At 63.1% G+C, this 26,707-nt stretch carries 29 protein-coding genes; 12 read left to right on the forward strand and 17 right to left on the reverse strand.

Annotation, left to right across the window (positions count from 1 at the left end):
- Window positions 1-217 precede the first annotated feature (217 nt).
- Complete coding sequence (locus H7R73_RS00485) at window positions 218-559, forward strand: SH3 domain-containing protein (RefSeq protein WP_045522450.1); 342 nt, start codon at window positions 218-220, stop codon at window positions 557-559.
- Between the two features lie 133 nt (window positions 560-692).
- Here the strand turns inward: H7R73_RS00485 and H7R73_RS00490 are convergent, their stop codons facing one another.
- Window positions 693-1,724 carry an IS630-like element ISAhy2 family transposase gene (locus H7R73_RS00490; protein WP_001809438.1) on the reverse strand — a complete coding sequence of 344 codons (1,032 nt, stop codon included), beginning with the start codon at window positions 1,722-1,724 and terminating at the stop codon, window positions 693-695.
- An 88-nt stretch (window positions 1,725-1,812) separates the two neighbouring features.
- Complete coding sequence (gene ydfZ, locus H7R73_RS00495; protein ID WP_182951440.1) at window positions 1,813-2,022, reverse strand: putative selenium delivery protein YdfZ; 210 nt, start codon at window positions 2,020-2,022, stop codon at window positions 1,813-1,815.
- A gap of 290 nt (window positions 2,023-2,312) precedes the next feature.
- Here ydfZ and H7R73_RS00500 point away from each other — a divergent pair, with 290 nt between their 5' ends.
- Window positions 2,313-2,813, forward strand: coding sequence for a DUF1993 domain-containing protein (locus tag H7R73_RS00500; protein WP_103259321.1), 501 nt, complete (start codon window positions 2,313-2,315; stop codon window positions 2,811-2,813).
- A gap of 60 nt (window positions 2,814-2,873) precedes the next feature.
- On the opposite strand, the gene H7R73_RS00505 is transcribed toward H7R73_RS00500, so the two are convergent.
- The 3 genes from H7R73_RS00505 to H7R73_RS00515 all read right to left on the reverse strand — a co-directional run bounded on the left by H7R73_RS00505 (window position 2,874) and on the right by H7R73_RS00515 (window position 5,147).
- Window positions 2,874-3,530 carry a DUF3313 domain-containing protein gene (locus H7R73_RS00505; protein WP_029313469.1) on the reverse strand — a complete coding sequence of 219 codons (657 nt, stop codon included), beginning with the start codon at window positions 3,528-3,530 and terminating at the stop codon, window positions 2,874-2,876.
- 127 nt (window positions 3,531-3,657) lie between these two features.
- Complete coding sequence (locus H7R73_RS00510) at window positions 3,658-4,107, reverse strand: SRPBCC family protein (RefSeq protein WP_103259322.1); 450 nt, start codon at window positions 4,105-4,107, stop codon at window positions 3,658-3,660.
- Between the two features lie 92 nt (window positions 4,108-4,199).
- The gene (locus H7R73_RS00515) at window positions 4,200-5,147 is read right to left on the reverse strand and encodes a LysR family transcriptional regulator (protein WP_080767915.1); all 948 of its coding nucleotides are present in this window, start codon (window positions 5,145-5,147) and stop codon (window positions 4,200-4,202) included.
- A 104-nt stretch (window positions 5,148-5,251) separates the two neighbouring features.
- Here H7R73_RS00515 and eamB point away from each other — a divergent pair, with 104 nt between their 5' ends.
- Together eamB and H7R73_RS00525 are read left to right on the forward strand one after the other, a co-directional pair.
- On the forward strand, window positions 5,252-5,839 hold the full coding sequence (eamB, locus tag H7R73_RS00520; protein WP_039039530.1) for a cysteine/O-acetylserine transporter: 588 nt from the start codon (window positions 5,252-5,254) through the stop codon (window positions 5,837-5,839).
- A gap of 143 nt (window positions 5,840-5,982) precedes the next feature.
- A complete protein-coding gene (locus H7R73_RS00525; RefSeq protein ID WP_041212148.1) occupies window positions 5,983-6,648 on the forward strand; it encodes a chromophore lyase CpcT/CpeT in 666 nt (221 codons plus the stop codon).
- Window positions 6,649-6,701: 53 nt separating this feature from the next.
- On the opposite strand, the gene H7R73_RS00530 is transcribed toward H7R73_RS00525, so the two are convergent.
- The 6 genes from H7R73_RS00530 to H7R73_RS00555 form a co-directional block, all read right to left on the reverse strand.
- Window positions 6,702-7,340, reverse strand: coding sequence for a LysE family translocator (locus tag H7R73_RS00530; protein WP_010672488.1), 639 nt, complete (start codon window positions 7,338-7,340; stop codon window positions 6,702-6,704).
- A gap of 85 nt (window positions 7,341-7,425) precedes the next feature.
- On the reverse strand, window positions 7,426-8,229 hold the full coding sequence (locus H7R73_RS00535; protein ID WP_049636721.1) for an AraC family transcriptional regulator: 804 nt from the start codon (window positions 8,227-8,229) through the stop codon (window positions 7,426-7,428).
- Between the two features lie 56 nt (window positions 8,230-8,285).
- Window positions 8,286-9,182: an EamA family transporter RarD gene (gene rarD / locus H7R73_RS00540; RefSeq protein ID WP_103261065.1), complete on the reverse strand. Its 897-nt coding sequence runs from the start codon at window positions 9,180-9,182 to the stop codon at window positions 8,286-8,288.
- A 122-nt stretch (window positions 9,183-9,304) separates the two neighbouring features.
- Window positions 9,305-9,478 carry a hypothetical protein gene (locus H7R73_RS00545; protein ID WP_010672491.1) on the reverse strand — a complete coding sequence of 58 codons (174 nt, stop codon included), beginning with the start codon at window positions 9,476-9,478 and terminating at the stop codon, window positions 9,305-9,307.
- A gap of 125 nt (window positions 9,479-9,603) precedes the next feature.
- Complete coding sequence (locus H7R73_RS00550; RefSeq protein ID WP_039039526.1) at window positions 9,604-11,100, reverse strand: aldehyde dehydrogenase; 1,497 nt, start codon at window positions 11,098-11,100, stop codon at window positions 9,604-9,606.
- Window positions 11,101-11,351: 251 nt separating this feature from the next.
- A complete protein-coding gene (locus tag H7R73_RS00555; protein WP_010672493.1) occupies window positions 11,352-11,894 on the reverse strand; it encodes a cupin domain-containing protein in 543 nt (180 codons plus the stop codon).
- A gap of 171 nt (window positions 11,895-12,065) precedes the next feature.
- On the opposite strand from H7R73_RS00555, the gene H7R73_RS00560 reads away from it, so the two are divergent.
- The 6 genes from H7R73_RS00560 to H7R73_RS00585 all read left to right on the forward strand — a co-directional run bounded on the left by H7R73_RS00560 (window position 12,066) and on the right by H7R73_RS00585 (window position 18,553).
- The gene (locus H7R73_RS00560; RefSeq protein ID WP_042015227.1) at window positions 12,066-13,394 is read left to right on the forward strand and encodes an aspartate aminotransferase family protein; all 1,329 of its coding nucleotides are present in this window, start codon (window positions 12,066-12,068) and stop codon (window positions 13,392-13,394) included.
- A 97-nt stretch (window positions 13,395-13,491) separates the two neighbouring features.
- Window positions 13,492-14,988, forward strand: a complete 1,497-nt coding sequence (locus H7R73_RS00565; RefSeq protein WP_039039524.1) for a CoA-acylating methylmalonate-semialdehyde dehydrogenase — start codon at window positions 13,492-13,494, stop codon at window positions 14,986-14,988.
- 83 nt (window positions 14,989-15,071) lie between these two features.
- A complete protein-coding gene (locus H7R73_RS00570; protein WP_010672496.1) occupies window positions 15,072-15,800 on the forward strand; it encodes a glutamine amidotransferase-related protein in 729 nt (242 codons plus the stop codon).
- A 153-nt stretch (window positions 15,801-15,953) separates the two neighbouring features.
- The gene (locus H7R73_RS00575) at window positions 15,954-16,925 is read left to right on the forward strand and encodes a LysR substrate-binding domain-containing protein (RefSeq protein ID WP_029313477.1); all 972 of its coding nucleotides are present in this window, start codon (window positions 15,954-15,956) and stop codon (window positions 16,923-16,925) included.
- Window positions 16,926-16,985: 60 nt separating this feature from the next.
- Window positions 16,986-17,825, forward strand: a complete 840-nt coding sequence (locus H7R73_RS00580; RefSeq protein ID WP_103259323.1) for a PfkB family carbohydrate kinase — start codon at window positions 16,986-16,988, stop codon at window positions 17,823-17,825.
- Between the two features lie 275 nt (window positions 17,826-18,100).
- The gene (locus H7R73_RS00585; protein ID WP_010672499.1) at window positions 18,101-18,553 is read left to right on the forward strand and encodes an Rrf2 family transcriptional regulator; all 453 of its coding nucleotides are present in this window, start codon (window positions 18,101-18,103) and stop codon (window positions 18,551-18,553) included.
- Between the two features lie 52 nt (window positions 18,554-18,605).
- Here the strand turns inward: H7R73_RS00585 and H7R73_RS00590 are convergent, their stop codons facing one another.
- Window positions 18,606-19,118 carry a ferredoxin-type protein NapF gene (locus H7R73_RS00590; RefSeq protein ID WP_182951441.1) on the reverse strand — a complete coding sequence of 171 codons (513 nt, stop codon included), beginning with the start codon at window positions 19,116-19,118 and terminating at the stop codon, window positions 18,606-18,608.
- 137 nt (window positions 19,119-19,255) lie between these two features.
- Between H7R73_RS00590 and H7R73_RS00595 the strand changes: the two genes are divergently transcribed.
- Window positions 19,256-19,471, forward strand: coding sequence for a hypothetical protein (locus tag H7R73_RS00595; RefSeq protein ID WP_182951442.1), 216 nt, complete (start codon window positions 19,256-19,258; stop codon window positions 19,469-19,471).
- Window positions 19,468-20,799 carry a DNA recombination protein RmuC gene (gene rmuC / locus H7R73_RS00600; protein WP_103259324.1) on the forward strand — a complete coding sequence of 444 codons (1,332 nt, stop codon included), beginning with the start codon at window positions 19,468-19,470 and terminating at the stop codon, window positions 20,797-20,799. Before H7R73_RS00595 ends, rmuC begins: the two co-directional genes overlap by 4 nt.
- 82 nt (window positions 20,800-20,881) lie before the next feature.
- Here rmuC and H7R73_RS00605 read toward each other — a convergent pair whose 3' ends face one another.
- From H7R73_RS00605 to def, 5 genes are all read right to left on the reverse strand, one after another.
- Window positions 20,882-22,324, reverse strand: coding sequence for a TrkH family potassium uptake protein (locus H7R73_RS00605; protein ID WP_103259325.1), 1,443 nt, complete (start codon window positions 22,322-22,324; stop codon window positions 20,882-20,884).
- Between the two features lie 93 nt (window positions 22,325-22,417).
- Window positions 22,418-23,794, reverse strand: coding sequence for a Trk system potassium transporter TrkA (trkA, locus tag H7R73_RS00610; RefSeq protein ID WP_010672504.1), 1,377 nt, complete (start codon window positions 23,792-23,794; stop codon window positions 22,418-22,420).
- A gap of 74 nt (window positions 23,795-23,868) precedes the next feature.
- Complete coding sequence (gene rsmB, locus H7R73_RS00615) at window positions 23,869-25,161, reverse strand: 16S rRNA (cytosine(967)-C(5))-methyltransferase RsmB (RefSeq protein WP_182951443.1); 1,293 nt, start codon at window positions 25,159-25,161, stop codon at window positions 23,869-23,871.
- Window positions 25,162-25,221: 60 nt separating this feature from the next.
- Window positions 25,222-26,166: a methionyl-tRNA formyltransferase gene (gene fmt / locus H7R73_RS00620; RefSeq protein ID WP_042015233.1), complete on the reverse strand. Its 945-nt coding sequence runs from the start codon at window positions 26,164-26,166 to the stop codon at window positions 25,222-25,224.
- 12 nt (window positions 26,167-26,178) lie between these two features.
- Window positions 26,179-26,691, reverse strand: coding sequence for a peptide deformylase (def, locus tag H7R73_RS00625; RefSeq protein ID WP_010672507.1), 513 nt, complete (start codon window positions 26,689-26,691; stop codon window positions 26,179-26,181).
- Window positions 26,692-26,707: the final 16 nt, after the last annotated feature.

The following is a 26,707-nucleotide window of genomic DNA, read 5'->3' on the forward strand; positions in this document are numbered from 1 at the left end:
TCGAGAAGCAGTCTAGGGCGGTGATGTGTTCACTGAAATGACACTTGGATGATATGAAAATTCACTGACAGTAATGAATCGTGGGGATCAGGGTCGTCGGCCCGCCCCGGGGGAGCGTGCCCTCTGCCAGAGGGTGTGAGCCCGGTTGACGCAACGGGGCCCGGCTTGTGGTATGACTCGGGGCGTCACCAAACAGAACCTGTCGGAGGAAGAGACAATGCTGGCGTTGATCACCACGGCGCACCACACCTGCTACCCCAATCCCATCGCCTTTCGGGCCGGAGAGCGGGTGCGCATCGGCCACGAGGACGACGAGTTTCCGGGCTGGGTGCGCACCTTTACCGCAGACGGCAACGAGGGGTGGGCGCCCCTGTCCCTGCTGACCCCGATAAGCGCCGAGGAGGCGCAGGCGCGCCAGGACTATACCGCCCGGGAGCTGGATGTGGCGGCGGGGGAGCGGGTACGGGTGGATCGGGAGCTGGCAGGCTGGCTCTGGGTTCACAACGAAGCGGGCCAATCAGGCTGGATCCCGGCCAGCTGCATCGCCTCGCCCTCATAAGGTGCAGCGGCTCGGAGAAGGAGTAGAGAGGGGAGAGAGAAACCCGGCCAGCGACGGACGCGGCGGCCGGGTGAATTGTAAAGAGTAGGGTGACGGAAAACGGGATCAGCCTAAATAACTGATCCCAATAGTGCTACACCTTCGCTGTGCCATAGCCATTCCCCGGGAAAGGAGACACGGTATCCATGAAGTGTTTCACTCGGGCCAGCAGGTTTGCCATCCCTCTGCATTGATGATTGCGCGTGATGGTTTCATGTAACTTGTGCCATAGCCGTTCTATGTGATTAACCCAAGGGCTGTAAACTGGCTGGAACACCAGGCAGAACTTGGGATTCTTCTTCAACCATCGCTCGGTCTGTTTGCTTTTGTGAATGATGTAGTTATCGAGGATCAACGTGATGGTTTTGGCTCGTCGGTAGTGGTGGCGCAGCTTTTCCAGCATGGCAATAAACAGCGATGAGTTTTTCTTGATCCCGCTGACGTAAAGTACCCTTCCGTTGCCTGCGTGGAGAACGCCTGCCAGATAATGCTTGGCATTCTGCCCCGGTGTGACAACCCGCTTTTGCTGCGCTCTGAACATCCAGTCGGCTCCTAATTTGGGATTGAGGTCTATATCGACTTCATCCTCATAAAACACCGGATTATCGGCATCACAGCGGGCCAGCGCGGCGTCGATATTCGCCATTTTTTCCTGATAGGCTGGGTCTTTTATCCGCAAGGTCGGCACGGGCCTGCGCCAGACAATGCCCATACGAGGTAACCATCGGCGGAGCGTGGAGGCTGCCACATTTAGCCCTGTTAACCGATTGATTTTTATAGCCAATAGTTCAGTACACCAACGGCTGCGCTGATAACCAAAATCTTGCGGAGAAAACTGCATGAGCAGCACCAGTAAGGTGACAATCTTGGCGATAGGTAAGACTGGGGCACGGCCAGCCGGTAAGGCTTCTAGCGCATCTATGCCTTCATCTCGATACCACCGAAGCCAACGACCGATGGTCGAGCGCGCAGCGCCGGTAAGGTGATGAACATCGGTGATCGTGCGTCCTTCATGTAACAGCAAGATGGCCATCAAGCGACGAGCATGTCCTTTATCACGGGTGGCATGGATGATTTTGTGAATGCGGCGCCGTTGTGGTCGTGGCAGAGGTGGTAGGATAGGCATCAACTCAGTCCTTTGGGTGTGGCTTGTTTTGTTTAGCGACTAATCAGATCGCACAAACTGGACTGAGTTCCCTTCCTCCGGTGATCTACTATTCGGAACAGCTATTTAGTCTAATCAACTCGATGGGGGCGTAGCGCTCCTGGCTGTTTGTCAGCAGCACGCACTTCTCATGTTCCGCCTCATAGGGGGTCAGGTTGTCGGTGTGCGCCTCCTTGAGGGTGTCGACTGCGCCGGTGGCGGCAATCATCACCCGTTGGCCCAGGGTCAGCACATTGCGGTTTCGATCGTAGATCTTCATGGCATTCTCCTTGTGGGATGGGTGCCCCGGCCCGTGCCGGGGCAACGGGCTTCAGACTACGCCCCTCGAAAAACGAGATGCCTGTCACAGATCAAAAAAAGGGGAAAGAGGGACTCGGTGCGGCGACGGGGCGCGGCGTTCTGGCCTCGCAGCCCGCCGGTGATCGCCACCGCCTGTCGCAGGGCAAGGAGGACGTCCCCGCTTTTCATCCCCTCGGGCTCGAACTGCAAGGGGGATGCGCTATAGTGGAGCCGCTCGTTTTACTGCTTTCAACCAACCGAGAGTGCATTATGAATCGTGATATCGCAGCCCAGTTCATCAAGATGCTGACCAACCTGGACCAGTGTCTGGCCAAGGCCGAGGCCCACGCCGAGGCGAAGAAATTCAACGTGGACAACTTCTTCAATGAGCGCCTCATCGTCGACATGCTGCCCCTGTGCAAGCAGGTGCTGATCTGCTGCGACAGCGCCCGCGCCGTGGTGGCCACCGCCAGCCTGAGCGAGCCGCCGGTGCTGGGGGATGATCCCAAGACCATGGCGGATCTGCGCGCCCACGTGGCCAAGACCATTGCCTACCTGCAAGGCAAGCTGGACGCCGATTTCAGCCAGTATGCGAGCGGCCACTACTACCCCTACTGGGCCGGTGGCAAGGGGATGGACGGCCACAGCTGCGTCCACGAATACGGCATCCCGAACTTCTACTTCCACCTCACCATGACCTATGCCCTGCTGCGCCAGGCCGGGGTGGATCTGGGCAAGCGGGATTACCTGGGCGGTCTGAACCTGCAATAAACCGCGCTTCAGCGACGACAAAGCCTGCCCCCTGGCAGGCTTTGTCGTTTTCGGCCCGGCTCAGCGCCCCAGGTTGTCGGCCAGTTGTTTGGCGCGACTTGCGGCCCACTGATCGATCATCTTCTCCATCTCCTGGGCGGTGATGGGGGAATCCTTGTGGGTGGTGTCCGGGCTCTCGCGAGCGTCCATCACCCGCACCAGCAGCTTGCCGCTCTGGGCGTCGAGCAACTGTGCCATGCTGCCCACCCTGAGCAGATAGGGCTCCTTGCCTATTACCTCGCGGGTGACGTTGATGGCGATCTTGGCGGGCAGCAGATCCCGCAGCTTGGGGTCGGGGCGGGTCAGGTCGAAGTTGGTGATGGCCGCCTGCACCCGCATCACGCCGGGACCGGGTTCGGTAGCCATCTTGACGCCCTGGCTCATCAGTTCGCGCTGGAAGGTGGCGTGGTAGTAGCGGCCGATTTCGTTCTGTTCGTTGGCGGTCAGCAGATACCACTGGCCGTTCTCCTGGCGGATGAATTGCAAGGGATCGAGCAGCACCTGATGGTACTGGCGCAGATCCACGCCGGGCTCCTTGTAGATACGCTGGTTGGGGTTGCTCTCGCTTTGCTGGAAGGCGGTGAGCGGGATCGCCTGCAGGCTGTGGGTGACCTGGTTCTTCACGGCGCACCCGCCCAGCAGGGCGGCGGCCATGGTCATCATCAAGACTCGTTTCATGGGGGCTCCTGGCGGTGGATGGTCGCTGCAAGGACGCAGCCCGCCCTGCCCACAGAGATACCTGATCAGGCCCCTCTCTCACAAGGGGTATCTGTGCGGGGGCCACCGGGGGAGCCCCCGTGTCAGGTCACTCGGCGGGGATCTCGGGCTCCACCAGGGTGGCGAGCTGCATCAGGGACTCCTGCCAGCCGAGGTAGCACATCTCCACCGGGATGACCGCCGGAATACCCGCCTGTTCGATGGCGAGATCGGTGCCGCACAGCACCTGGGTGAGGGTGATGGTGACCTGCATCTCCCCCGGCAGGTTGGGGTCGTCGAAGCGGTCGGTGTAGCGGATGCGCTTGCCCGGCTCCAGCGCGAGATACTCGCCGCCGAAGGCGTGGGTGTGGCCGCTGGCGAAGTGGGTGAACGACATCCTGAACTGGCCGCCGACCCTGGCATCCAGCGCCGCCACCTTGCAGGTGAAGCCATGGGGGGGCAGCCATTTGGCCAGGGCGTCCGGCTCGATAAAGGCCTGGTATACCCGCTGTGGCGGGGCCTTGAGTACGCGATGCAGAGTGACTGTTCCTGTGCTCATCTTGGGTTCCTTCTCGGTTGTATCCGAGCAAGGATAGTCGCTCGGGGGAAGGACAACCGAGGGTCAGGAGTCGTGGCGCTCCCATTGAAGGGCTAGGTTGTCATCAGGCGGCGCGCGTCCTGGTCGCCATGAGCGGCCGCATTTGCCGCTGGCGACGCCTCCTCTGTCAGGCACGTCTGCACGCACTCCATAAACACCCGCATGGCGGGGCTGACAAACTTGCTGGCGTGGTGGGCGCACAGGGCCGTGATGACGAGGGGCGTGGGGGAGAAGGGCAGCTCCTGCAGCTCCCCCGAACTCAGCTCCCGCTCGACGGCGAAGCGGGGCAGGAAGGAGACGCCGAGGTTGCTGGCCACGCAGCGCTTGATGCTCTCTATGCTCCACAGCTCTATGGTGCCGTCCAGAGTGATGGCTCGCTGGCGTAATGTGCTCTCGAAAATCTGACGGAAGATGCACTGGGGTTCGTTGATGATGAAGCTGACCGGCAGGTGCTGATCCGGGCGGGTGAAGTCGATACCACCGCTGAGGGCGGGGGAAGCTACCAGCACCAGGGGTTGCTCGCCAAAGCTCTCCATCAGCAGGGCGGCATCGTTGCCGACCCGATAGAAGATACCGAGATCGGCCTCGTCCGCCAGCAGCGCATCGCGAATGACGTAGCAGTTCAGGGACCGGAGCGACAGTCGGACCCCGGGAGCCAGCCGCTTGAAGCGCTCGAGCACCGCCGGCATCTTGTAGGCCAGCAGAGTTTCGCCGATGGCGACCCTGAGCTCACCGCTCGGCTCGGCGTCCTGCTGCGCCGCCTGGCGCAGACCCGACATCACCCGGATCATCTCGTGCACATGCGGCATGATGTTCTGTCCGGCCTTGGTCAGGCACATGCGACGCCCTATTTTTTCGAACAGTTGTAGCGAAAGTTCCTGCTCCAACTGCTGGATATGGAAGGTTACCGTCGACTGGGTGCAGCAGAGCTTGCGGGATGCCTTCACGAAGGAGCCCTCCTCGATCACCGTCTTGAGGGTAATGAGACGTCGCAAATCCATGGGGACTCCAATTCATCGAAATGGTTGAATTTAGAATGCTAAAACATTCGATTTTTTGATGCCAATGGCCGCGTTAAGGTATCACTCCCATTTGGAGAAACACCATGACCACGACCCTTGTCAGCGCATTTTTGACTTACACCCTGATCACGGCCATGACGCCGGGACCGAACAACATACTGGCTCTGAGCGCCGCCAATCAGCATGGTCTGCGCCGCAGTAGCCGGGTGCTGGCGGGCATGAGTGCGGGCTTCCTGCTGATCATGCTGCTGTGTGCCCTGTTCACCTTCACCCTCATCAGCCTCTCCCCCGCGCTGGTTGGCTGGCTCAGCTGGGCCGGGGCGGCTTATGTGCTCTGGCTGGCCTGGCGCATTGCGGCCAGCGGCTCCAACCTGTCGAGCACAGATGGAGCCTTGCCCGGCTTCTGGACCAGCTTCTGGCTGCAGTTCGTGAACGTGAAGATCATCCTATACGGCATCACGGCGCTCTCCACCTTCGTGTTGCCCCACACCACAGAATTCGTCTGGGTGCTGGGCGTCAGCCTGCTGCTGGCGCTGATCGGCACGCTGGGGAACCTCTGCTGGGCCCTGGCGGGTCATCTGCTGCAGCCCCTGTTCCAGCGCCACGGCCGCATTCTGAACCTGACGCTGGCGGGCTTGTTGGTTTACTGTGCGCTTCGGATGCTGATCTGACGGAACGCAGGCCGGGGGGCGTCGCCTCCTTTCGCCTGCAGAGAGGATTTTTCGTTTTCTCTTCAAGGAGTTGATCAAGATAGAGGTTATTGTCACCGTTCGCTCATATAATCGCCGCCATGCAAGCGACTCGGAAGGATTCGATGACACAGCTGATGGCGGCCCTGCTGGGGTTGTTTTACGCCAGCCTGATCTGGGCGGCGCCCGTCCCCTTCGTGACGGCCCCCGGCCCCCATGCCACGCAGGGGAGGCTGGAGCCCCTGCTCTCCTGGTTCTCGGGGGAGTTTTCCAGCCAGGAGCAGGCCACCTTCGATGCCCGCTTCACCAGTGCCGAGCTGCGGCTGGTGGAGATCTGGCCCGGGGAGGGCCCCTTTCGCTGGGTCTATGCGGAGCAGTTTCTGACCGAGCGGGCGCAGCGACCGTTTCGCCAGCGCATCTACCGCTTCTCCTCCCTGCCCGATGGCCGCATCCTGATGGCCGAACTGACCATGCCGAGGGCCACGGATTTTGCCGGCGCCTGGCGTCGGCCAGAGCTGCTTGACTCCCTCACCCCGCAGCAACTCTCCCTGCGCGAAGGGTGCGAGATCTGGCTGACCCGCCAGCCGGGCGGGGAGTACAAGGGACAGACCCGGGTCGGGCATTGCGCCACCGATTTTGGCGGTGCCACCACCCTGGTGCAGTACCTCTGGATCGGCCCGGACAGTGTCCGGCTGCTGGACAGGGCCTATGACAACGGCGCCCATCAGCGCTGGGGCAGCCCGGGGGAGGGTTACGTCTACCTGCGCAAGGGGATGCGGCGCGGGGAGTAGTCGCGCCGTCCGTCAAGGCCCCTCCCTGCTTGCCGCCAACAAGGACGTGCCGGTCAGGCCGCTGGCCAGTGCCCCTGCAGATCCACCAGGATGGAGAGGCTGACCGCGCCAAACAGCAGGCCCGTCATCAGGTTGAGCGGGCGCTGGATGCGGCCGAGCAGGTGCTGGGCGCGGGGGGTGGAGAGGCTCCAGGCCAGGGCGCTGAACCAGACGAGGGAGAGCAGGAACAGCTCCAGGATCAGCAGTCCCCGGGTCAGGCCATCCACCTGGGGCGTCACCATGGCGGCCAGCAGTCCCATGAAGAACAGCATCGCCTTGGGGTTGAGCAGATTGGTGGCCAGCCCGCTCTTCACCCCCTTGCGCCAGCCCGGCCGCTCGCCTCCGGCGCGCAGCGCCAGATCCCCGCTTCCCTGCCAGGCCGCCTTCAGCGCCCCCCAGCCCAGCCAGCCCAGATAGAGGGCTCCCACCAGTTTCACGGCGAGAAAGAGCCAGGGCTGGCTTGCGATCAGCAGGCTGATGCCGGTCAGGCTCAGGGTGGCGTGGAGCAGGATGGCGAGGGCGATGCCAAGGGCCGCTCCGAGGGCGGTGGGCCTGTGCAGGCTGGTGCGCAGGATGAGTGCGAAATCCGGGCCCGGGCTCGCCAGAGCAACGAGGTGGACGAGACCCAGGGTCAGAAACAGGCTGGTGAACATAAAAGACCTCCGACAGCGGTATGGAGGTGACAGCATGGGGCAGGACGGGGGACGGGAGATTGTAAAAGATTGCAGCGGCGGTGATTCAGGCGGGCAGCATCTGCTGGCGATACTCCGCCGGGGTGAGCCCGAAGGCCTGACGAAAACCGTGGTGGAAGTGGCTCTGATCGAAGAAGCCCACCGCCAGTGCCACCTCGCTCACCGGCAGACCGCTGCCGAGCAGGCGCTTGCCCTGTTCGAGGCGCAGCCGCTTGAGCCAGGCATAGGGGGTCATGCCGGTCTTCTTCTTGAACTGACGCAGGAAGGCGAAGCGATCCAGCCCGAACAGGGCGGCCAGGTCCTCCAGGGTGTGGCGCTCGTCCAGCCGGGCCAGCAGATGGTCGCGCAGGAACCTGAGCTGGGGATCCGCCAGGGCGTGGCGCTCGGGGGCGAGCCGGAACAGTTCGCCCAGCAGGGCCAGCAACTGGCTCTCCGCCAGCAGGCCGTCGGGGGAAGGGCCGTCCAGGTGCATGTGCAGGCGGGCAAAGCCCTGATAGAGGTCGGGGCGGCTCTGCAATCCCTGGTGGAAAAAGGGCTCGGGGTGCTCCGGCAGCCAGCGGGCCAGCTGCTCGGGGGCGATGGAGAAGACCCGCACCTCGTACCCTTCCGGCAGCAGGCTGAGGCCGTCGTGCATTTCGTCCGGGTTGACGGTGGAGAGTTCGCCGCGCACCAGGTTGTGGCTGTTCCCCTTGTGGATGAACTTCTGGCCGCCCCGCTGCACCAGACCGATGTGGTAGTCCAGATGCACGTGACGGCCATAGCTGAACTCCCTGTGGTGGGAGTGGGAGAGTTCAACCCCCGGCAGCAGCCGGGATTGCCAGTAGTGGATGCGGGATTGGGGTGCGTTCATCCCCTATTGATACCCCGAAAGCGGCCCCTTGGCTTGTAGATTATTGCGCCGGCGCCTCAGCCGGCCTCCTGGCGCCGCTTGCCGCTGCGCAGGCCATCCAGGCTGAACAGCACCAGGGCGCTCCAGATGCAGCCGAAGGTGATCATCTTGTCCAGCGCCAGCGCCTCGCCATACAGGGTCACCGCCAGGATGAACATCAGGCTGGGGCCTATGTACTGGAAGAAGCCCAGGGTGGAGAGCTTGAGCCGGGTGGCCGCCGCGGTGAAGCAGAGCAGGGGGGCCGTGGTGACGGCGCCCGCGGCGATGAGCAGCAGGTTCAGGTGCCAGTCATTCTGGGTGAGGTGGCTGGTGGGGCTGTCGGCGATGCCCCACAGATAGAAGGCGGCCGGCGGCAGCATGATCAGGGTCTCGATGAGCAGGCCGGTGAGGGCGTCCAGGGCCAGTTTCTTGCGAATGAGGCCGTAGATGGCGAAGCTCGAGGCCAGCACCAGGGCTATCCAGGGCAGGGAGCCGAAGGCGATGAGCTGGACGGCGACACCGACAAAGGCGAGCCCCACCGCCCACCACTGCAGGCGGCGCAGCTTCTCGCTCAGAAACACCATGCCGAGCAGCACGTTGAACAGGGGGTTGATGTAGTAGCCCAGGCTCGCATCCAGCATGTGGCCGTTGTTGATGGCCCAGATGAACAGCAGCCAGTTGCCGCCGACGGTGACGGAGGTGAAGGCCAGGGTGAGCAGCACCTTGGGCTGGCGCAGTACCGCCTGCACCTTGTGCCACTGGCGTCCGAGCAGCGCCAGCACCATCAGCAGGGCGCAGGACCAGATCATGCGGTGGGTCAGGATCTCGGCGGCCGGCACGGCGGAGAGGGACTTGAAGTAGATGGGTGCCAGGCCCCAAAGGGTGTAGGCGCCGAGGGCATAGAGGACACCCTGGCGCTGGATCTGTTGTTGCATGCGGATAACCTTCACTGGAGTGCGGATGTCGGGAAACATCGCAAAAAGTCAGTGTAGCGATCCTTTTGCAGGGAAAGAAGACAATAAATGGGTCTGACGGGATTTTAACTGCAGGAGCGACTTCAGCGACCGCCCCCGCGGCGGATCTTCTCCACGTCCATCAGCAGCCACAGCATGAGGGCGATGGCGGAGATCCAGGGGCCCCAGGTGACATAGGCTTCCCCCTGACCCAGCACGAAGAACAACAGCGGCAGTCCCACCACCAGAAACAGTACACTTCCCAGAAAAAACAGCATTTTTATCTTTAAATTTAATGGCTTGCTATTTGACGATTATATCGATTGAGCGAGGGGATAAAAGAGTAAAAATGAGAAAGGGGGATTTCTCCCCCCTGTTTTGTTGATAAGCGTCATTTATGACGTTATTCGAGCTGGATCCAGGTGCTTTTCAGCTCGGTGTACTTCTCCAGGGCGTGCAGGGACTTGTCGCGCCCGTTGCCGGACTGCTTGAAGCCGCCAAACGGCATGGTCATGTCGCCGCCATCCCAGTTGTTGACGAAGACGGTGCCGGCGCGCAGGGCGCGGGAGCCCTTCACCGCCTGGTTGAGATCCGCCGTCCAGATCGCCGCGGCCAGGCCGTAGTCGGTGTCGTTGCCAAGGGCGATGGCCTCTTCCAGGGTGTCGAAGCCGGTCACCGCCAGCACGGGGCCGAAGATCTCCTCGCGGAAGATGCGCATCGTCGGGGTCACGTCGTCAAAGATGGTGGGTTCAATGTAGTAGCCGCCCTCCTCGGGCTGGGTGCGCTTGCCTCCCAGCAGCAGCTTGGCGCCCTCCTGCTGGCCGATGGCGATGTAGTTGAGCACCTGCTCCATCTGGATGTGGTCCACCATGGCGCCGATGCGGGTGGTGGGGTCGAGCGGGTTGGCCGAGATCCATTCGCGGGCGTGGGCCAGCAGCCGCTCCATGAACTGGGGCTTGATGCTGTTTTGCACCAGCAGGCGGGAGGCGGCGGTGCACACTTCCCCCTGGTTGTAGAAGATGGCGCCGACGGCGCTTCTGGCGGCGGCGTCCAGATCCGGTGCATCCGCCAGCACGATGTTGGGACTCTTGCCGCCGCACTCCATAAAGGCGCGTTTCAGATTGGATTTCCCGGAGCACTGCACCAGATGCTTGCCGATCTTGGTGGAGCCGGTGAAGGTGATGCAGTCGACGTCCATGTGCATGGCCAGCGCCTCGCCCACGGTGTGACCAAAGCCCGGCAGCACGTTGAAGACACCGTCGGGGATGCCCGCCTCCTTCGCCAGACCCGCGATGCGCAGGGCGGTGAGGGGGGATTTCTCGGAGGGTTTGAGGATCACCGAGTTGCCGGTGGCGAGCGCCGGGCCCAGCTTCCAGCAGGCCATCACCAGGGGGAAGTTCCAGGGCACGATGGCAGCCACGACACCGAGGGGCTCCCGGGTCACCAGGGCCAGGGCGGACTCTTCCACCGGGGCGACCTGATCGTAGATCTTGTCTATCGCCTCGGCGTTCCAGGCGATGCAGTTCGCGGCGGCGGGGGCGTCATACCCCATGGCGTCGCCGATGGGCTTGCCCATATCCAGCGACTCCAGCAGTGCCAGCTCCACCAGGTTCAGGCGCATCAGCTCGGCGAAGCGCTGCATGATGAGCTTGCGCTGCTTGGGAGAGAGGCCGCACCAGCGCTTGTCGTCGAAGGCGGCACGGGCCGCCTTGACCGCCAACTCGGCATCGGCGGCGTCGCAGGAGGCGACCCTGGTCAGCAGTTGGCCGTTGGCCGGGTTGATGCAATCGAAGGTGGCGCCGTTGACGGCATCCCGGTAGGTGCCGTCGATAAAGGCTTGCGAGGGCAGGGTCAGATGGGCGGCCTTGTGTTGCCACTGGGCCAGGGTCAGGTCACTCATGTTCACTCCTTGAACCGGCAGAAAGTCAGTCTCCGCGTATCAATATGCTAAACATCCTGCCGCTTGTAAATCCATCTTGTAACAATTCATTAAACACTGTTCCCGAACAACCCGGGCCAACGGCGGGTCACACCGGGCGCCCTGGCCTGTGGTGTCTGGGGTCGCGCGGCGGGGCGGGAGCCCGTGTCGCGGGCCTGATCCCCGGGCCGGGCAGGGGGGGATCCCGGCGGGCTGTTCCGGGAGAAGGCCCGTCAGAAGCTGGCGGGCGTGTTGGCCGAGATCAGCACGCACTCTTGATCCCCCACGTTGCGAAAACGGTGGGGAGTGCGGCTGTCGAAGTAGTAGCCATCTCCTGGTGCCAGCAGGTGAACCTGCTCGCCCACGGTGACTTCCACCTGACCCCGGATGACGATGCCGCACTCTTCCCCTTCGTGACTCAGCATGTCGTCACCGGTGTCGGCGCCCGGGGGCAGTATCTCCTGCATCATGCCGATGGCGCGGTTGGCGCGGCTGTGACCCACCAGACGGTAGCTGATGGGGTGGGTGCCGAGATCCGGCATGTCGTCCGCACGGAAGATCACCTCGGAATCCATCTCCGTCTCGTCGGTGAAGAAGCTGGCCAATGACATGGGGATGCCTTCCAGCACCTTGCGCAGGGAGGCCACCGAGGGGCTCACCTGATTTTTCTCGATCTGGGAGATAAAGCCGTTGGTCACACCGGAGCGTTTTGCCAGCTCGCGCTGGGAGAGGGCCGCCTTGGTGCGAACCGCCTTGAGGCGGTGACCGATATCCATCGATAGACACTCCTTGACTGTTTACTATTATTAAAATTGTGTTAAATATCTTATACCACCCCTGAGGGGTGACACCAAGCCGGGCGATAAAAGCCCTTTTTTATGGATTCAGGTGTTTAATTTAATAGGCATGAGCCGGGTGTTACTAAACGCCTTAAGGATGAGGTGACCATGAAACCTGTCAGCGACATCAATACCCCCGACATGTCCGCATTCTGGATGCCGTTCACCGCCAACCAGCAGTTCAAGGCGGCGCCGCGCATCCTGAAGTCGGCAGAGGGGATGTATTATCACTCAGAGGATGGCCGCAAGATACTGGATGGCACTGCCGGACTCTGGTGTTGCAACGCAGGCCATGGTCGGCGCGAGATCGCCGAGGCGGTCTCCCAGCAGATCTCCCACCTCGATTTTGCCCCCACCTTCCAGATGGGCCACCCCCTGCCGTTCGAGCTGGCCAACCGGCTGGTGGAGATCGCCCCCAAGGGATTCGGTCACGTCTTCTATACCAACTCCGGATCGGAGTCCGTGGACACCGCGCTCAAGATTGCGCTGGCCTGGCAGCGGGCTCGCGGCCAGGGGACCCGTACCCGGCTCATCGGCCGCGAGCGCGGCTACCACGGAGTGGGTTTTGGCGGCATCTCGGTGGGGGGCATTCCCGGCAACCGCAAGTGGTTCGGCTCCCTGCTGACCGGGGTGGATCATCTGCCCCACACCCTCAACATAGGGAAAAATGCGTTCACCAAGGGATTGCCAGCAGAAGACCTCACCCTGGCCGATGAACTGGAGAAGATTGTCTTCCTGCACGACGCCAGCAACATCGCGGCGGTCATCGTCGAGCCCATCGCCGGCAGCACCGGGGTCATCATGCCCCCCAAGGGCTATCTCAAGCGGCTGCGGGAGATCTGTACCAAACACGGCATCCTGCTGATTTTTGACGAGGTGATCACCGGTTTCGGCCGCCTCGGCTCCCCCTTCGCCGCCCAGGAGTTCGACGTCATCCCCGACATGATCACCTGCGCCAAGGGGCTCACCAACGGCGCCATCCCCATGGGGGCCGTGCTGGTGCAAAACCATATCTATGACGACATGATGGCGGCGGGCAAGGGGGCCATCGAGCTGTTCCACGGCTACACCTACTCCGGCCACCCTGTGGCCGCGGCGGCGGGTCTGGCGACCCTCGAGATTTACCGTAACGAGAACCTGCTCAGCCGCGCCGCCGATCTGGCAGGCTACTGGGAGGAGGCGGCCCATTCCCTCAAGGGCTGCAAGCACGTGAAGGACGTGCGCAACTACGGCCTGGTGGCGGGCATCGAGCTCGAATCCATGCCCGATGCACCGGGCAAGCGGGCCTACGAGGTGTTCGTGCGCTGTTTCGAGAAGGGGGCGCTTATCCGGGTGACCGGCGACATCATCGCCCTGTCGCCTCCCCTCATCATCGAGCGCAGCCAGATCGACGATCTCTTCACCCTGCTGCAGGACGCCCTGCAGGCCCAGGACTGACCCCACATCACACAGGATGGCGCTCGTCCCGGGCGTCATCCCCCTGTGCTGCCCCGGCGCGGCGAGGGGAGGACGGATGACCCATCACGGAGGATTTATGAGTTACAGGATCGACAACTTCATCGACGGCGAGACGACCGAGAGTCGCAGCGAGCGTTTCGGTGCCATCTTCAATCCGGCCACCGGCCAGCAGCAGGGCTCCGTCGTTCTCAGCACGGCCGACGAGTGTGCCGAGGCGATTGCCTGCGCCGAACGCGCCTTTGGGGAGTGGTCCCAGACCCCGCCGCTGGTGCGGGCCCGGGTGCTGTTTCGCTTCAAGGAGCTGATGGAGCAGCACAGGGATGAGCTGGCCCAGCTCATCAGCCGCGAGCACGGCAAGGTCTTCTCCGACGCCCAGGGGGAGCTGACTCGGGGGCTGGAGGTGGTGGAGTTTGCCTGCGGCATTCCCCATCTGCTCAAGGGGGAGCACTCCCTCAACGTGGGCCGCGGGGTGGACAGTCACTCCATGATGCAGCCGGTGGGGGTCTGCGCCGGCATCACCCCGTTCAACTTCCCTGCCATGGTGCCGCTCTGGATGTTCCCGGTGGCCCTGGCCTGCGGCAACACCTTTATCCTCAAGCCCTCGGAGAAGGATCCGTCCCTCTCTCTGCGCATGGCCGAACTGCTCAAGCAGGCGGGCCTGCCGGACGGGGTGCTCAACGTGGTCAACGGCGACAAGGAGGTGGTGGACGTGCTGCTGACCGACCCGAGGGTCGGTGCCGTGTCGTTTGTCGGCTCCACCCCCATCGCCCAGTACATCTATGCCACCGCCTCGGCCCACGGCAAGCGGGTGCAGGCCCTGGGCGGCGCCAAGAACCACATGGTGGTCATGCCGGATGCCAATCTGGATCAGGCGGTTTCCGCCCTGATGGGGGCCGCCTATGGTGCGGCGGGCGAGCGTTGCATGGCGATCTCGGTGGCCGTGGTGGTGGGTGACGAGACCGCTGATGCCCTGGTGGCGAAGCTCTCGCCCCTGGTGGCGGCCCTGCGGGTCGGCCCCGGCCTCGGTCAGAGTCCGGAGAACGAGATGGGGCCCCTCATCAGCCGGGAACACCTGGCCAAGGTGCGCGGCTACGTGGATCAGGGGGTGGCCGAGGGGGCCGAGCTGGTGGTGGATGGCCGGGGCCTGAGCCATGGCGAGGGCTACTTCATCGGGGGCAGCCTGTTCGATCGGGTCGGCCCCGAGATGCGCATCTACCGGGAGGAGATCTTCGGCCCCGTGCTCGCCATCGTGCGGGCCCCGGACTACGAGACGGCCCTGCGCCTCATCAACGAACACGAGTACGGTAATGGCACCGCCATCTTCACCGGTGACGGAGATACCGCAAGGGACTTCACCACGCGGGTTCAGGTCGGTATGGTAGGGGTGAACGTTCCCATTCCGGTGCCCATGGCGTTTCACAGCTTCGGTGGCTGGAAACGGTCCATCTTCGGGCCGCTCAACATGCACGGGCCGGATGGGGTGCGCTTCTACACCCGGATGAAGACGGTGACCGCCCGCTGGCCCCAGAGCCTGCGCGCCGGCGCCGAGTTCTCCATGCCGACCATGAAGTGAGCCACTGGCTCGCTGCCATGGCTTTAATCTCTTGCCCCCGCAGGCCGCCGGTCTGCGGGGGCGCTTCTGTCAAGGAGTAACAGATGCGACTGGGTATTCTCGATTGTGACCGGCTGGACCCCGATTTGGTGGGAGATTTTGGTCCCGTTTACTCCGAGATGTTTATCAAGGGTTTCCGGGCGTTGGCCCCCGAGCTGGAATTTCGGGTCTGGTCCGCCCTCGACGGCGATCTGCCCCCGGATCTGACCGAATGCGATGCCTGGCTCATCACCGGCTCGCGTCACGATGCCTACAGTGACATCCCCTGGATCCTGGCGCTGCGCGACTGGATCCGCCGGGCCCACGATGCCAACGTCAAGCTGGCCGGGGTCTGCTTCGGCCACCAGGTGATCGCCCAGGCGCTGGGAGGGGAGGTGATGAAGTCCACCAAGGGGTGGGGGCTGGGGGTGTCTGTCCATGCCATGCAGACGACAAAACCCTGGATGGCGCCGGGGCTGGACACCATCCGCATCCTGGCAAGCCACCAGGATCAGGTGGAGCAGCTTCCGCCGGGGGCGACCCTGCTCGCGGGCAACGACTTCTGCCCCAACTTCATGTTCCTGCAGGGGGATCACATCGTCGCCATCCAGGGGCACCCGGAATTCTCGGTGGCGTACAACCGGGCCCTTATCGAGCGGCGACGGGACAGGCTGCCCGATGCACATTACCAGAGCAGTCTCTCTTCCCTGGAAGGGGAGGTGGATTCCGCCACCATGATGCAGTGGTTGCTGCAGTTCCTCGGCATCCTGCCGATCGGGGCCGACGCGCGCTGAACCCCGTTTGTCATATCCACCGCGCTGATGCTAGATTTTGTAGCAAAATGAAGGATCAAGCGGCGATATGCCCAGTCCGGATGATACACTGGCCGCCATTTTTGGCGGCCTAGTCCATCGACGAGCGCCGCGTCAGTCTGTGAGGGGGCAACCTTGAAACTACAGCAGTTGAAGTATCTGATCGCGGTGCGGGACCACAATCTCAACGTCTCCGTTGCCTCCGATGCGCTCTATACCAGCCAGCCTGGGGTGAGCAAGCAGATCGGCTTGCTGGAGAGCGAGCTGGGGGTGCGCATCTTCGAGCGCCGCGGCAAGCACCTGCACCGGATCACCCCGGTGGGGGAGGAGATCATCAAGTGTGCCGAGGCCATGCTCAATATCGAGAGCAAGATCAAGGCCATCTCCCGGGAGTACCTGGATCCGACCGTGGGCACCCTCAACATCCATACCACCCACACCATCGCCCGCTACCTGCTGCCGAAAAGCGTCACCTACTTCACCAAAAAGTACCCCAAGATCTCGTTCCACCTGCATCCTGTGATGTCCGCCACCAAGGAGCAGATCAGCAAGGGATACTCGGATTTTTCCATCGTGGCCCACGAGATAGGCTTCGACAAGGAGCTGATCGCGCTGCCCGCGTACCTCTGGACCCTCTCCCTGGTGGTGCCCCAGGAGCACCCCCTGGCCAAGGTGAAGAAGCCGACCCTGGAGCAGCTCTGCCAGTATCCCATCCTGAGCTACGAGAGCGGCGCCACCGGGCGTCAGGTGCAGGACAAGGTGTTCCAGGCGGCCGGCCTCACTCCCAACTACTACATGACGGTGATGGATGCCGGCGTCATCAAGCGCTACGTGGAGCTGGGCTTTGGCATCGGCATCATCTCCTCCCTGGTTGCCAACGATAGCGATGCCCCCGGCCTCGTGGCCATCAATCTGGAGCACCTGTTCGAGCCCTGCCCGGCCCAGATCTGCTTCAGCAAGAGCATCCTCTTGCAGAACTACATGTATGACTTCATCAGCTCCTTCTCCCCCCATCTCACCAAGGAGATGATCCAGAACGTGATGCAGCAGCCGACCCAGGCACGCATCGACGAGCTGTTGTCAGGGGTGGAGCTGCCCGTCTACTGATCCCGCTTCCGTTTCTGTGCCGGCACCCCGGGGTGCCGGCCTCCTCCCGCCGAGGTTTCCATGTCCCGCATCCTGCTGCTCGCCAATCTCAACTGTGATCATGTGCTCTCCCTGGCCGAACCCCTGGTGGCGGGGGCGCGGCTGCAATACGTGGATCAGGGGCGCAGGCTCGGCGGCGGCGCCGCCAATACCGGCATCGGATTGGTGTGGGCGGGGCACGAGGTGATCATTGCCTCCCGGGTCGGGCTGGACGACACCGGTGACTGGCTGCTGGAGCAGGCGGCCTCATACGGCCTGGATTGCAGCCATGTGGAACGCTTTGGCGGCGAGACCGGCGAGCTGCTGGTGCTGGTGGACGCCACCGGTGAGCGCACCATCCTCAGGCGCCCACGTCGTCCGGATCTGCCGGGGGATCTGCCGACCGAAGGGGTGGACTGCCTCTATGTGAACTATCCGGGCACCGCCATCGTGGGCTACATGCGCCAGATGCTCGCCAAGAGTTTCGTGGTGGCCCAGTATCCCAAGGGGGGGCAGGCCCGCCGCCCCTGCCACGTACTGGTGGCCTCCCGCTCCGATCTCGGCGAGGTGAGCGATCCCTGGCAGCATGCCCGCCAGCTCGCGGGGGATCAGCTGGAATGGCTGGTGCTGACCGAGGGCAAGGCGGGCGCCGTGGCCATTCACGGGGAGGTGCAGGTCAGGGTGGCGGCGCGACCGGTCTCCGTGGTGGATACCACGGGGGCGGGGGATGCCTTCGCGGGCGGCCTCATCCACGGTCTTGCGCGGGGAATGGCCATGGCCGATGCCCTGCAGTGCGCCGTGGACTGGGGCGCCTTCGCGGTGGCTTCCGAGAGCTCCATCCCCTCCCAGGCGCTGCGCAACTGGCTGAAACAGCCCCACTGAACTCGCCGGACAACGGCTCCGGCGATGGCAGAGGAGGTGGGGATTTGTCGACGGAAACCGCCAAAACCCCTCGCCGAGGCGGCAAGTTTGCGATCAATCAAAGAAAGTGTCGATTTATGTACATCTTCGTCGACACCCGCCCGGGCTGCTCTTACCCTTGTGACTTCACGACTCGGTCGAAGAAGCCCATCCCGTGCACACGCATGTGCAGACCCCCTCTTTGGCCACCGGCTGTCGTCCTGATTTCTGGCTTGTAGTAAGAGGCAAGTGCGACCATGCAACTGACACGATTTACCGACTACGCCCTGCGTACCCTGACCTTCCTGGCCATCCAGCCCGGTGATCGCCTGTCGACCATCACGGAAGTGGCCGACACCTTCGCCATCTCCCGCAATCACGTGGTCAAGATAGTGCATCAGCTCGGCATCAAGGGTTACATCGAGACGGTGCGTGGCAAGCATGGGGGCATCCGCCTCGGCCGTGCCGCCGTCTCCATCAACCTGCGCGATGTGGTGATGGACATGGAGCACGTGCTCTGCCCGGTGGACTGCAAGCGCGAAAACTGCCGTCTCTCCGGGGGCTGCCGCATCCAGGGCATTCTGCGCCGCGCCATGCACGCCTTCCTGGAGGTACTGGGGGAGTACACTTTGGCGGATGCGGTGCGGGATCCCACTCGTCTGTGCCACCTTCTCGGCATAGAGCAGGATAATATTCTGACCATGGCATGATGCCACGGTGAATGACAGAGGGGCCTGCGGGCCCCTCTGTCATTGCCAGCGGTCAGAGCTGGGGCACAAGGGTGATGGCACCGTGCAGACAGGCGAGGCCGCAAGCGCCGCAGCCATCGCAGGCGGCCATGTTGACGGTCACTCCCTCGCTGCCGACCTTGATCGCCTGCTGGGGGCAGGCATCTTCGCACAGCAGGCAGTAGTAGCCCTGACGGGCCTGGCAGCTCGCCTCTATCCTGACCCGGGTCTGCACCTGGCGGCCGAGGCAGAGATCCAGTGCGCCCGTGGGACAGGCTCTGGCGCAGCTGCCGCAATAGCTGCACTGGCCACAGGCGAGATCCAGCACTGGGGTACCGGCGATGGGGCTGCCGTCATATTCGGGGCGATCGGCGGGCTTGACGAGGCCGTTGGGACACGCCTTGAAGCAGTCGCCACAACGGGTGCAGAGGGTGAGGAACTGGGACTCGTCGATGGCCCAGGGCGGGCGTGCCTCATGGCAGACCACCTCGGGTCTGCGGGGGCTCCCCCATGCGTGTGCCAGCCAGCGACAGAAAAAATGCGTCATGCCCACCTCTATACCTATTAGGGGTTAATTTTATCCAGTTTTGGGCCGGCAAGCCAGAGAATAGCGGCGGGCAGGATCGCAAGCCGGGTTGCCCTTGTGTAAGCTAGGCGGGTCTTTTTGCGGGATTGAATGAACTCATGTGGCTATTTCTGTGGCGTGCTTCTCTGCTCTATGTCTTCCCCCTGCTGATGTGGGCCTACTGCCATCTCAAGGGTATCGAGTTCAGTGAACTGGATACCGGGGTCAACTGCCACAAGTGGGTGGTGCTGGCGGCCTATCTGCTCTATGTGCTGATCTGGTTGCTGCTCAACCGCTATCTCGAACTCTTCCTGCGCCAGCGGGGGCGCCGATGACCCCGCTGCTGACCTGGTGGCCTGCCATGCTGGCTGGCGGGCTGGCGCTGCTGTTCGGCTGGTGGTGGGGGCGACGCAGCGGCCGTGAAGAGACGCTGCTGCTGGAGGAGCGTTATCAGGGGTTGCAGGATCGCTGGGACGCGCTGCAGGACGAGAAGATGCTGGTTCAGCAGAAGCTGGATCAGCAGCAGACCCTGCTGCTCAAGCTCACCGCCCGTCTCAAGGAAGCCGAGGCGACCCTGCGCAGCGAGCGCATCGCCAGCGCCGAGAAGCTGCAACTGCAACAAGAGGCTGAACAGCGCCTCAGCCAGCAGTTCGAGAACCTCGCCAATCGTATTTTTGAACAAAATGCTGGAAACTTCCGCGAACTGAATCAGAACAGCATGGATCTCCTGCTGACTCCACTCAAGGAGCAGCTCGAGGGCTTTCGCCGCCAGGTGGGAGAGACCCATGCCCAGGAGACGGCCCAGCGCCACAACCTCAAGTTCGAGCTGGAGCGCCTTGCCGAGCTCAACGCCCGCATGACCGAAGAGGCGGCGGCGCTGACCCGGGCCCTCAAGGGCGACAGCAAGCAGCAGGGCAACTGGGGGGAGGTGGTGCTGGCGCGGATCCTCTCCGAGTGCGGTCTGCGCGAGGGGCATGAGTACCACACCCAGGTCAACATCGAGGTGGACAAGGGCAAGCGCTACCAGCCCGACGTCATCGTCCACCTGCCCCAGGAGAAGGACATCATCATCGACGCCAAGGTGTCGCTGACCGCCTATGAGCGCTGGTACAACGCCGCTGACGATCTGGAGAAGGCGGTGGCGCTCAAGGAGCACGTCGCCTCGGTGCGCAACCATATCCGTGAGCTGGGCCGCAAGGATTACCAGCAGTTGCCCGGGGTGCGCACCCTGGACTATGTGCTGATGTTCGTGGCGGTGGAGCCTGCCTTCCTCGCTGCCCTGGAAGCGGACCCTTCCCTGGTGCGCTACGGGCTGGAACACAACATCCTGCTGGTGAGCCCCACCAACCTGATGGTGGCGCTGCGCACCATAGAGAACCTGTGGCGCTACGAGCGGCAGAACCAGAACTCGCGCCAGATAGCGGAGCGGGCCGGCCGCCTCTACGAGAAGCTGCGGCTGTTCGTGGAGGAGATGCAGCAGATGGGGGGCAGCTTGCACAAGGCGCAGGAGAGCTACGACAAGGCGATGGGCCGGCTGGTGAACGGTCGTGGCAACCTGATCGCCCAGGCCGAGCGCTTTCGCGAGCTGGGGGTCGAGGTGACCAAGCCCTTGCCGGACGCGCTGGTGGACCGGGCGCTGGAGCGGGAGGAGTCGGCGGACTGAGGGGAATCGTCATTCGCCGGGACAACGAAAAGGGCAGCCATTGGCTGCCCTTTTCGTTTCATGCAACAGCCTGGACGGCTGCTTACTGCTTCCAGAAGGAGGGGAAGAAGAGCACCGCCACCGTCAGGATCTCGAGGCGTCCCAGCAGCATGCCGAACGAGAGTATCCACTTGGCCGTATCCGGCAGGCTGGCGAAGTTGGTGCTGGGACCGATGACAGGCCCCATGCCCGGGCCCACGTTGGCCACGGCGGTGATGGAGCCCGAGATGGCGGTCAGGGGGTCCAGTCCGATGGCGGCGAGCAGGGCGGCGATGAGCAGGATGATGGCGAAGTAGACCAGCACGAAGGAGATCAGGGAGCGGATGATGGCGTCGTTGACCGGACGGCCGTTGTACTTCTGGGGAAACACGGCGGAGGGGTGCATCAGCTGGCGCATCTGTTTCTTGAACAGGGCAAAGGCCACCTGGACCCGAAAGATCTTGAGCCCGCCCGAGGTGGAGCCGGAGCAGGCGCCGAGTGCCAGCAGGATGATGAAGATAATGGTGGTGAGCGGGCCCCAGGTGCCGAAGTCGCCGAGTCCGAAACCCGTGGTGGTAAGCACGGAGACGATATTGAAGCTGCTGATGCGCAAGGCATCCATGAAGCCGTAGATGTCTCTCACCCAGAGATAGAAGGTGACGACCAGGGTCACCCAGACGATCAGCCAGAAGAAGCCCTGCACCTGGGCATCCTTGAACAGGCTGTTGTCACGGCGGGAGAGAGCCTGCACATAGAGCAGGAAGGGCAGGCCGCCGAGGAACATGAAGAGGGTGCCTATCCAGTGCGCCGCGTGGGAGAAGTGGGACATGGATTGATCGGAGGTGGAGTAGCCGCCGGTGCTCAGGGTCGTCATGGCGTGGTTGACCGCTTCGAACAGGTTCATGCCACTCACCCAGTAGGCGAGGAAGCAGAGCATGGAGAGTACCAGATAGACCAGCACTATGTTGTTGGCCACCGTTTTGGCGCGGGGGGCGCTCTTGTCGGACCAATCCGAGCTCTCGGTCTGGAACAGCTTCATGCCACCGACGTTGAGGTAGGGCAGTACCGCCACCGCCATCACGATGAAGCCGACTCCGCCCAGCCACTGCAGGATGGATCGCCACAGCAGGATGCTGTGGGCCATGCCGTCCAGCCCCGACAGCACGGTGGATCCCGTGGTGGTGACCCCCGACATGGTCTCGAAGTAGGCGTCGGCAAAGTCGATATGGGTGATGAAGACGAAGGGCAGGGCCCCGAAGACGCAGGCGACCACCCAGACCGAGGTGGTGAGCAGGAACATCTCCCGCACGCCGAGGTGAAACTCTGCCTTGCGACCGTAATGGAGGCAGAGCAGGGCGGCACCATGGGTGATCAAGACCGACTTGAGAAATTCGACGAAACCTTCCGAACCGGTCAGCAGGGCCAGCAGGGTGGGCAGCCACATGAAGAGCGCCAGCTTGGAGAGCACCAGCCCGAGCGTGAAGACGATGGGATGCAGCTTGATCATGCAAGAAAACCTGGTCGTTGATTGAAAAAAGACCCGGACCTTTCCTGAGAAAAGGGGCCGGGTCCGGATACCGTTGCCAGAGACATGGCCGGCTTACAGGAAGAAGGGACTGGGCTGGAACAGACGCTCCACTTCCGGGATGTACTTCTTGTCCACCAGGAACATCACCACGTGGTCATCCTGCTGTATCTGGGTGCGATCGTGGGCGATCAGCACCTCATCACCGCGCACCACTGCGCCTATGGTGGTGCCCGGGGGCAGCTTGAGCTCGCCCACTGTCTTGCCCACCACCTTGGAGGTGTTCTCGTCCCCGTGGGCGATCGCCTCGATGGCTTCGGCCGCCCCGCGGCGCAGGCTGTAGACGTTGGCGATGTCGGCACGGCGCACATGGGTCAGCAGGGCCGAGATGGTGGCCTGCTGGGGGGAGATGGCGATGTCGATGGAGCCGCCCTGTACCAGGTCCACGTAGGCGCCGCGCTGGATCAGCACCATGGTCTTCTTGGCCCCCATCTTCTTGGCGAGCAGGGCCGACATGATGTTGGCCTCATCCTCGTTGGTCACCGCGATGAAGACGTCGATCTGGTCGATGTGCTCCTCCGCCAGCAGCTCCTGATCCGCCGCATCGCCGCAGAAGACGATGGTGTGTTCCAGGTGCTCGGAGAGCTGCTCCGCCCGCTTCTGGTTGCGCTCGATAAGCTTGACGCTGTAGCGCTTCTCTAGCTGGCGGGCAAGGCCGGCGCCGATGTTGCCGCCGCCGACGATCATGATGCGCCGGTAGGGGCTCTCGAGGCGTTGCAGCTCCGACATCACGGCGCGGATATGGCCCGCCGCGGCCACAAAGAACACCTCGTCATCGGCTTCGATGATGGTGGTGCCCTGGGGGCGGATGGAGCGCCCCTGGCGGAAGATGGCGGCGACCCGGGTTTCGATGTTGGGCATGTGTTCCCGCAGGGTGGAGAGCGCATTGCCCACCAGGGGGCCGCCGTAATAGGCCTTGACCGCCACCAGGCCCACCTTGCCGTCGGCAAAATCCACCACCTGCAACGCCCCCGGATACTCGATCAGGCGACGTACATAGTCGGTCACCAACTGCTCGGGGGCGATCAGGTGATCCACGGGGACGGATTCGGGCAGGAACAGGCGATCCCGCTCCACCAGATAGGCGGGGGAGCGAATGCGCGCCACCTTGTTCGGGGTGTTGAACAGGGAGTAGGCGACCTGGCAGGCGACCATGTTGGTCTCGTCGCTGTTGGTGACGGCGACCAGCATGTCGGCATCCTGGGCGCCGGCTTCGCGCAGCACCCTGGGATGGGCGCCGTGGCCGTTCACCACCCGCAGGTCGAATTTGTCCTGCAGTTCGCGCAGGCGCTCGCTGTCGGTGTCGACGATGGTGATGTCGTTGTTCTCGCCGGCGAGGTTCTCGGCCAGAGTGCCACCCACCTGACCTGCGCCCAGAATGATGATTTTCATAAGGCCATCTTACTCAAGGTTGTTGCTTCGTAATGAGGCGGCCCGTCACCGGGCCTGCCATCCGCCGGTTCGGCCTACAGCTTGATGAGCTTGGCATAGTAGAAGCCGTCCATCTCCGCCTCGCCGGGCAGGAACTGGCGACCCGGACAGGCCGGGGTGTCTTCTGCATGCAACGGCACCAGGCGGGCATCCGGGGTATCGGCCAGGAAGGCGCGGATCTGCTCCCGGTTCTCTTCCGGCAACACGGAACAGGTGGCGTAGAGCAGGGTGCCGCCCTGCTTCAGCTTGCCCCAGAGGGCGTCGAGAATGCGGCGTTGCAGCTCGGCCAGTTCGCGGATGTCCTGATCCCGGCGCAACCACTTGATGTCGGGGTGACGGCGGATGACGCCGGTGGCGGAGCAGGGGGCATCCAGCAGGATGCGGTCGAACTGCCCCTGTGGCCACCACAGCTCCGGCGTGCTGGCATCACCGTGGATCACTTGGGCCTGAAGGCCGATGCGATCCAGGTTCTCCTGCACCCGCTTGAGGCGGTTGTCGTCGGCGTCGACGGCAACCACGCCGGCAAGGGCTGGCTGGCGCTCCAGCAAATGGGCGGTTTTGCCGCCGGGGGCGGCGCAGGCGTCCAGCACCCACTCGCCCGGCTGGGGATCGAGCAGGGCGGCGGCCTGCTGGGCGGCACCGTCCTGCACCGAGCAGTCACCCTGCTCGAAGCCGGGCAGCTTGGTCACGTCGCAGGGGCGCTCCAGCAGGATGCAATCTTCCCCTTCCACACCGGCCATGGCCGGGATGCCCGCCTCGCTCATGCGGGCCAGCATGGCCTCGCGGCTCTGGCGCTGGCTGTTGTTGCGGATCCACATGGGCGGGCGCTGGTTGTTGGCCTCCATGATGAACTCCCAGTCATCGGGATAGGCCTGACGCAGGCGCTTGGTGAGCCATTCGGGGTGGCCGAGGCGGACGCTGGGAACGCGGTCGATGCGCAGCAGGATCACTTCGGCGCTGCGCTGGAAGTTGCGCAGTACGCCGTTAATGAGGCCGCGCAGGGAAGAACCCTTGAGCAGCTTGACGGCGTTGACGGTCTCGGCCACGGCGGCGTGAGCCGGAATGCGGGTATAGATGAGCTGGTAGAGGCCGACCAGGATGAGGTAGTGGAAGATGCGGCTCTTGTTCTTGAGCGGCTTGTCCATCATCTCGCTGACCGCCGCATCGAGGCGGGGCAGCCAGCGCAGGGTGCCGTAGCAGAGTTCTTGCAGGAGGGCGCGATCGCGAGGGGCGACCTTCTCATGGGCAGCAGGCAGAACGGCGGAGAGAGATTGACCCTGATCCAGCACCTGTTGAATGACGAGAGCAGCCTGTGCGCGTGTTTTCATAGCGTTACCTTAGATGCACAAGTCGGGGCCAGGGCCCCGCTTGTGTCAATTCAATCCAGATCAAATCAGTTGCGTGCCAGGTTCAAACCAGTCGCGGCGAGAGTTGAGCAGATCCGAAACGGACATGGCCTTCTTGCCGGGAGGTTGCAGGGTCAGCAGGCGCAGCACGCCCTGACCGGTGGCAACCTCGATCCCCTGCTTGTCGGCCTTGAGCAGGGTGCCGGCTGCCTGGCCGTGATCCTGTGCGACGACCTCGGCCTGCCACACCTTGACGGTCTGTCCGGCGACGTCGAACCAGCTGATGGGCCAGGGGTTGAAGGCTCGGATGCAGCGTTCGATGGCAACGGCGTCCATCGACCAGTCGATGCGGGCCTCTTCCTTGGAGAGCTTCTCGGCGTAGTTGGCCAGCGCATCGTCCTGGGGCTCGGCAGCGGTGTCGCCGGCAGCCATGGCGTCCAGGGTATCGACCAGTGCCTGCGGGCCCAGACCGGCCAGCTTGTCATAGAGGCTGGCAGAGGTCTCATCACTGGCGATGGGGCAGGTTACCTTGCGGATCATGGCGCCGGTATCCAGCCCCACGTCCATCTGCATGATGGTGACGCCGGTTTCGGCATCCCCCGCCCAGATGGAGCGTTGAATCGGGGCGGCACCGCGCCAGCGCGGCAGCAGGGATCCGTGCACGTTGATGCAACCCAGACGCGGCGTATCGAGCACCGCCTTGGGGAGGATGAGGCCATAAGCCACGACGACCATCAGATCGGCACCCAGAGCAGCCAGTTCGGCCTGCGCCGCTTCATTGCGCAGGGAGGCAGGTTGATAGACCGGCAGATCGTGGGCCAGCGCCAGCTCCTTGACCGGGCTGGCAGTGAGCTTCTGGCCGCGACCGGCGGGCTTATCCGGCTGGGTATAAACGGCGACGACCTCGTGGCCGGAAGACAACAACGCCGCCAGATGACGGGCGGCGAAGTCGGGGGTACCGGCAAAAATCAGTTTCAGCTTGTTCAATGGAGCGGATCCTCAGAGGACTTTGCGATCTTCACGGGCCATCTTTTCCAGCTTCTGACGAATACGCTGGCGCTTGAGCGGGGACAAGTAATCCACAAACAGCTTGCCGACCAGATGATCCATCTCATGTTGTATGCAGATGGCGAGCAGATCGTCCGCTTCCAGCTCGAAGGTGTTGCCGTGGCGATCTTGCGCCCTGACCTTGACCCACTCGGCGCGCGGAACCAGAGCACGGTTGCCGGGCACGGAGAGGCAGCCCTCTTCGATGCCGGTGCTGCCGGACTGCTCCAGGATCTCCGGATTGATCAACACCAGCTGTTCTTCGCGGTTCTCGGAGACATCGATGACGATGATGCGCTGATGAATGTCGACCTGGGTCGCGGCCAGGCCGATGCCTTCCTCCGCGTACATGGTTTCAAACATATCATCTACAATGTGTTGTAACTCGGGTGTAAAGGCTTCGACAGGGGCCGCGACTGTGCGCAGACGCTCATCGGGGAAACGCAATACATCTAGAATGGCCATAATTTTTTCTTTAGTT

The sequence above is a fragment of the Aeromonas sp. WP2-W18-CRE-05 genome (assembly GCF_014168615.1).
GTDB classification, from domain to species: domain Bacteria; phylum Pseudomonadota; class Gammaproteobacteria; order Enterobacterales; family Aeromonadaceae; genus Aeromonas; species Aeromonas caviae.

Excerpts from the sequence above, each read along its gene's own strand:
- H7R73_RS00485 (WP_045522450.1), top strand. The coding sequence starts at position 218 with ATGCTGGCGTTGATCACCACGGCGCACCACACCTGCTACCCCAATCCC.
- H7R73_RS00560 (WP_042015227.1), top strand. The coding sequence starts at position 12,066 with ATGAAACCTGTCAGCGACATCAATACCCCCGACATGTCCGCATTCTGG.
- H7R73_RS00590 (WP_182951441.1), bottom strand. The coding sequence starts at position 19,118 with ATGACGCATTTTTTCTGTCGCTGGCTGGCACACGCATGGGGGAGCCCC.
- H7R73_RS00505 (WP_029313469.1), bottom strand. The coding sequence starts at position 3,530 with ATGAAACGAGTCTTGATGATGACCATGGCCGCCGCCCTGCTGGGCGGG.
- H7R73_RS00530 (WP_010672488.1), bottom strand. The coding sequence starts at position 7,340 with ATGTTCACCAGCCTGTTTCTGACCCTGGGTCTCGTCCACCTCGTTGCT.
- H7R73_RS00490 (WP_001809438.1), bottom strand. The coding sequence starts at position 1,724 with ATGCCTATCCTACCACCTCTGCCACGACCACAACGGCGCCGCATTCAC.
- H7R73_RS00515 (WP_080767915.1), bottom strand. The coding sequence starts at position 5,147 with ATGGATTTGCGACGTCTCATTACCCTCAAGACGGTGATCGAGGAGGGC.
- H7R73_RS00595 (WP_182951442.1), top strand. The coding sequence starts at position 19,256 with ATGTGGCTATTTCTGTGGCGTGCTTCTCTGCTCTATGTCTTCCCCCTG.
- ydfZ (WP_182951440.1), bottom strand. The coding sequence starts at position 2,022 with ATGAAGATCTACGATCGAAACCGCAATGTGCTGACCCTGGGCCAACGG.
- H7R73_RS00535 (WP_049636721.1), bottom strand. The coding sequence starts at position 8,229 with ATGAACGCACCCCAATCCCGCATCCACTACTGGCAATCCCGGCTGCTG.
- H7R73_RS00550 (WP_039039526.1), bottom strand. The coding sequence starts at position 11,100 with ATGAGTGACCTGACCCTGGCCCAGTGGCAACACAAGGCCGCCCATCTG.
- trkA (WP_010672504.1), bottom strand. The coding sequence starts at position 23,794 with ATGAAAATCATCATTCTGGGCGCAGGTCAGGTGGGTGGCACTCTGGCC.
- H7R73_RS00555 (WP_010672493.1), bottom strand. The coding sequence starts at position 11,894 with ATGGATATCGGTCACCGCCTCAAGGCGGTTCGCACCAAGGCGGCCCTC.
- H7R73_RS00565 (WP_039039524.1), top strand. The coding sequence starts at position 13,492 with ATGAGTTACAGGATCGACAACTTCATCGACGGCGAGACGACCGAGAGT.
- rsmB (WP_182951443.1), bottom strand. The coding sequence starts at position 25,161 with ATGAAAACACGCGCACAGGCTGCTCTCGTCATTCAACAGGTGCTGGAT.
- rarD (WP_103261065.1), bottom strand. The coding sequence starts at position 9,182 with ATGCAACAACAGATCCAGCGCCAGGGTGTCCTCTATGCCCTCGGCGCC.
- H7R73_RS00580 (WP_103259323.1), top strand. The coding sequence starts at position 16,986 with ATGTCCCGCATCCTGCTGCTCGCCAATCTCAACTGTGATCATGTGCTC.
- H7R73_RS00525 (WP_041212148.1), top strand. The coding sequence starts at position 5,983 with ATGACACAGCTGATGGCGGCCCTGCTGGGGTTGTTTTACGCCAGCCTG.
- rmuC (WP_103259324.1), top strand. The coding sequence starts at position 19,468 with ATGACCCCGCTGCTGACCTGGTGGCCTGCCATGCTGGCTGGCGGGCTG.
- H7R73_RS00585 (WP_010672499.1), top strand. The coding sequence starts at position 18,101 with ATGCAACTGACACGATTTACCGACTACGCCCTGCGTACCCTGACCTTC.
- H7R73_RS00510 (WP_103259322.1), bottom strand. The coding sequence starts at position 4,107 with ATGAGCACAGGAACAGTCACTCTGCATCGCGTACTCAAGGCCCCGCCA.
- H7R73_RS00500 (WP_103259321.1), top strand. The coding sequence starts at position 2,313 with ATGAATCGTGATATCGCAGCCCAGTTCATCAAGATGCTGACCAACCTG.
- H7R73_RS00570 (WP_010672496.1), top strand. The coding sequence starts at position 15,072 with ATGCGACTGGGTATTCTCGATTGTGACCGGCTGGACCCCGATTTGGTG.
- eamB (WP_039039530.1), top strand. The coding sequence starts at position 5,252 with ATGACCACGACCCTTGTCAGCGCATTTTTGACTTACACCCTGATCACG.
- H7R73_RS00545 (WP_010672491.1), bottom strand. The coding sequence starts at position 9,478 with ATGCTGTTTTTTCTGGGAAGTGTACTGTTTCTGGTGGTGGGACTGCCG.
- def (WP_010672507.1), bottom strand. The coding sequence starts at position 26,691 with ATGGCCATTCTAGATGTATTGCGTTTCCCCGATGAGCGTCTGCGCACA.
- H7R73_RS00605 (WP_103259325.1), bottom strand. The coding sequence starts at position 22,324 with ATGATCAAGCTGCATCCCATCGTCTTCACGCTCGGGCTGGTGCTCTCC.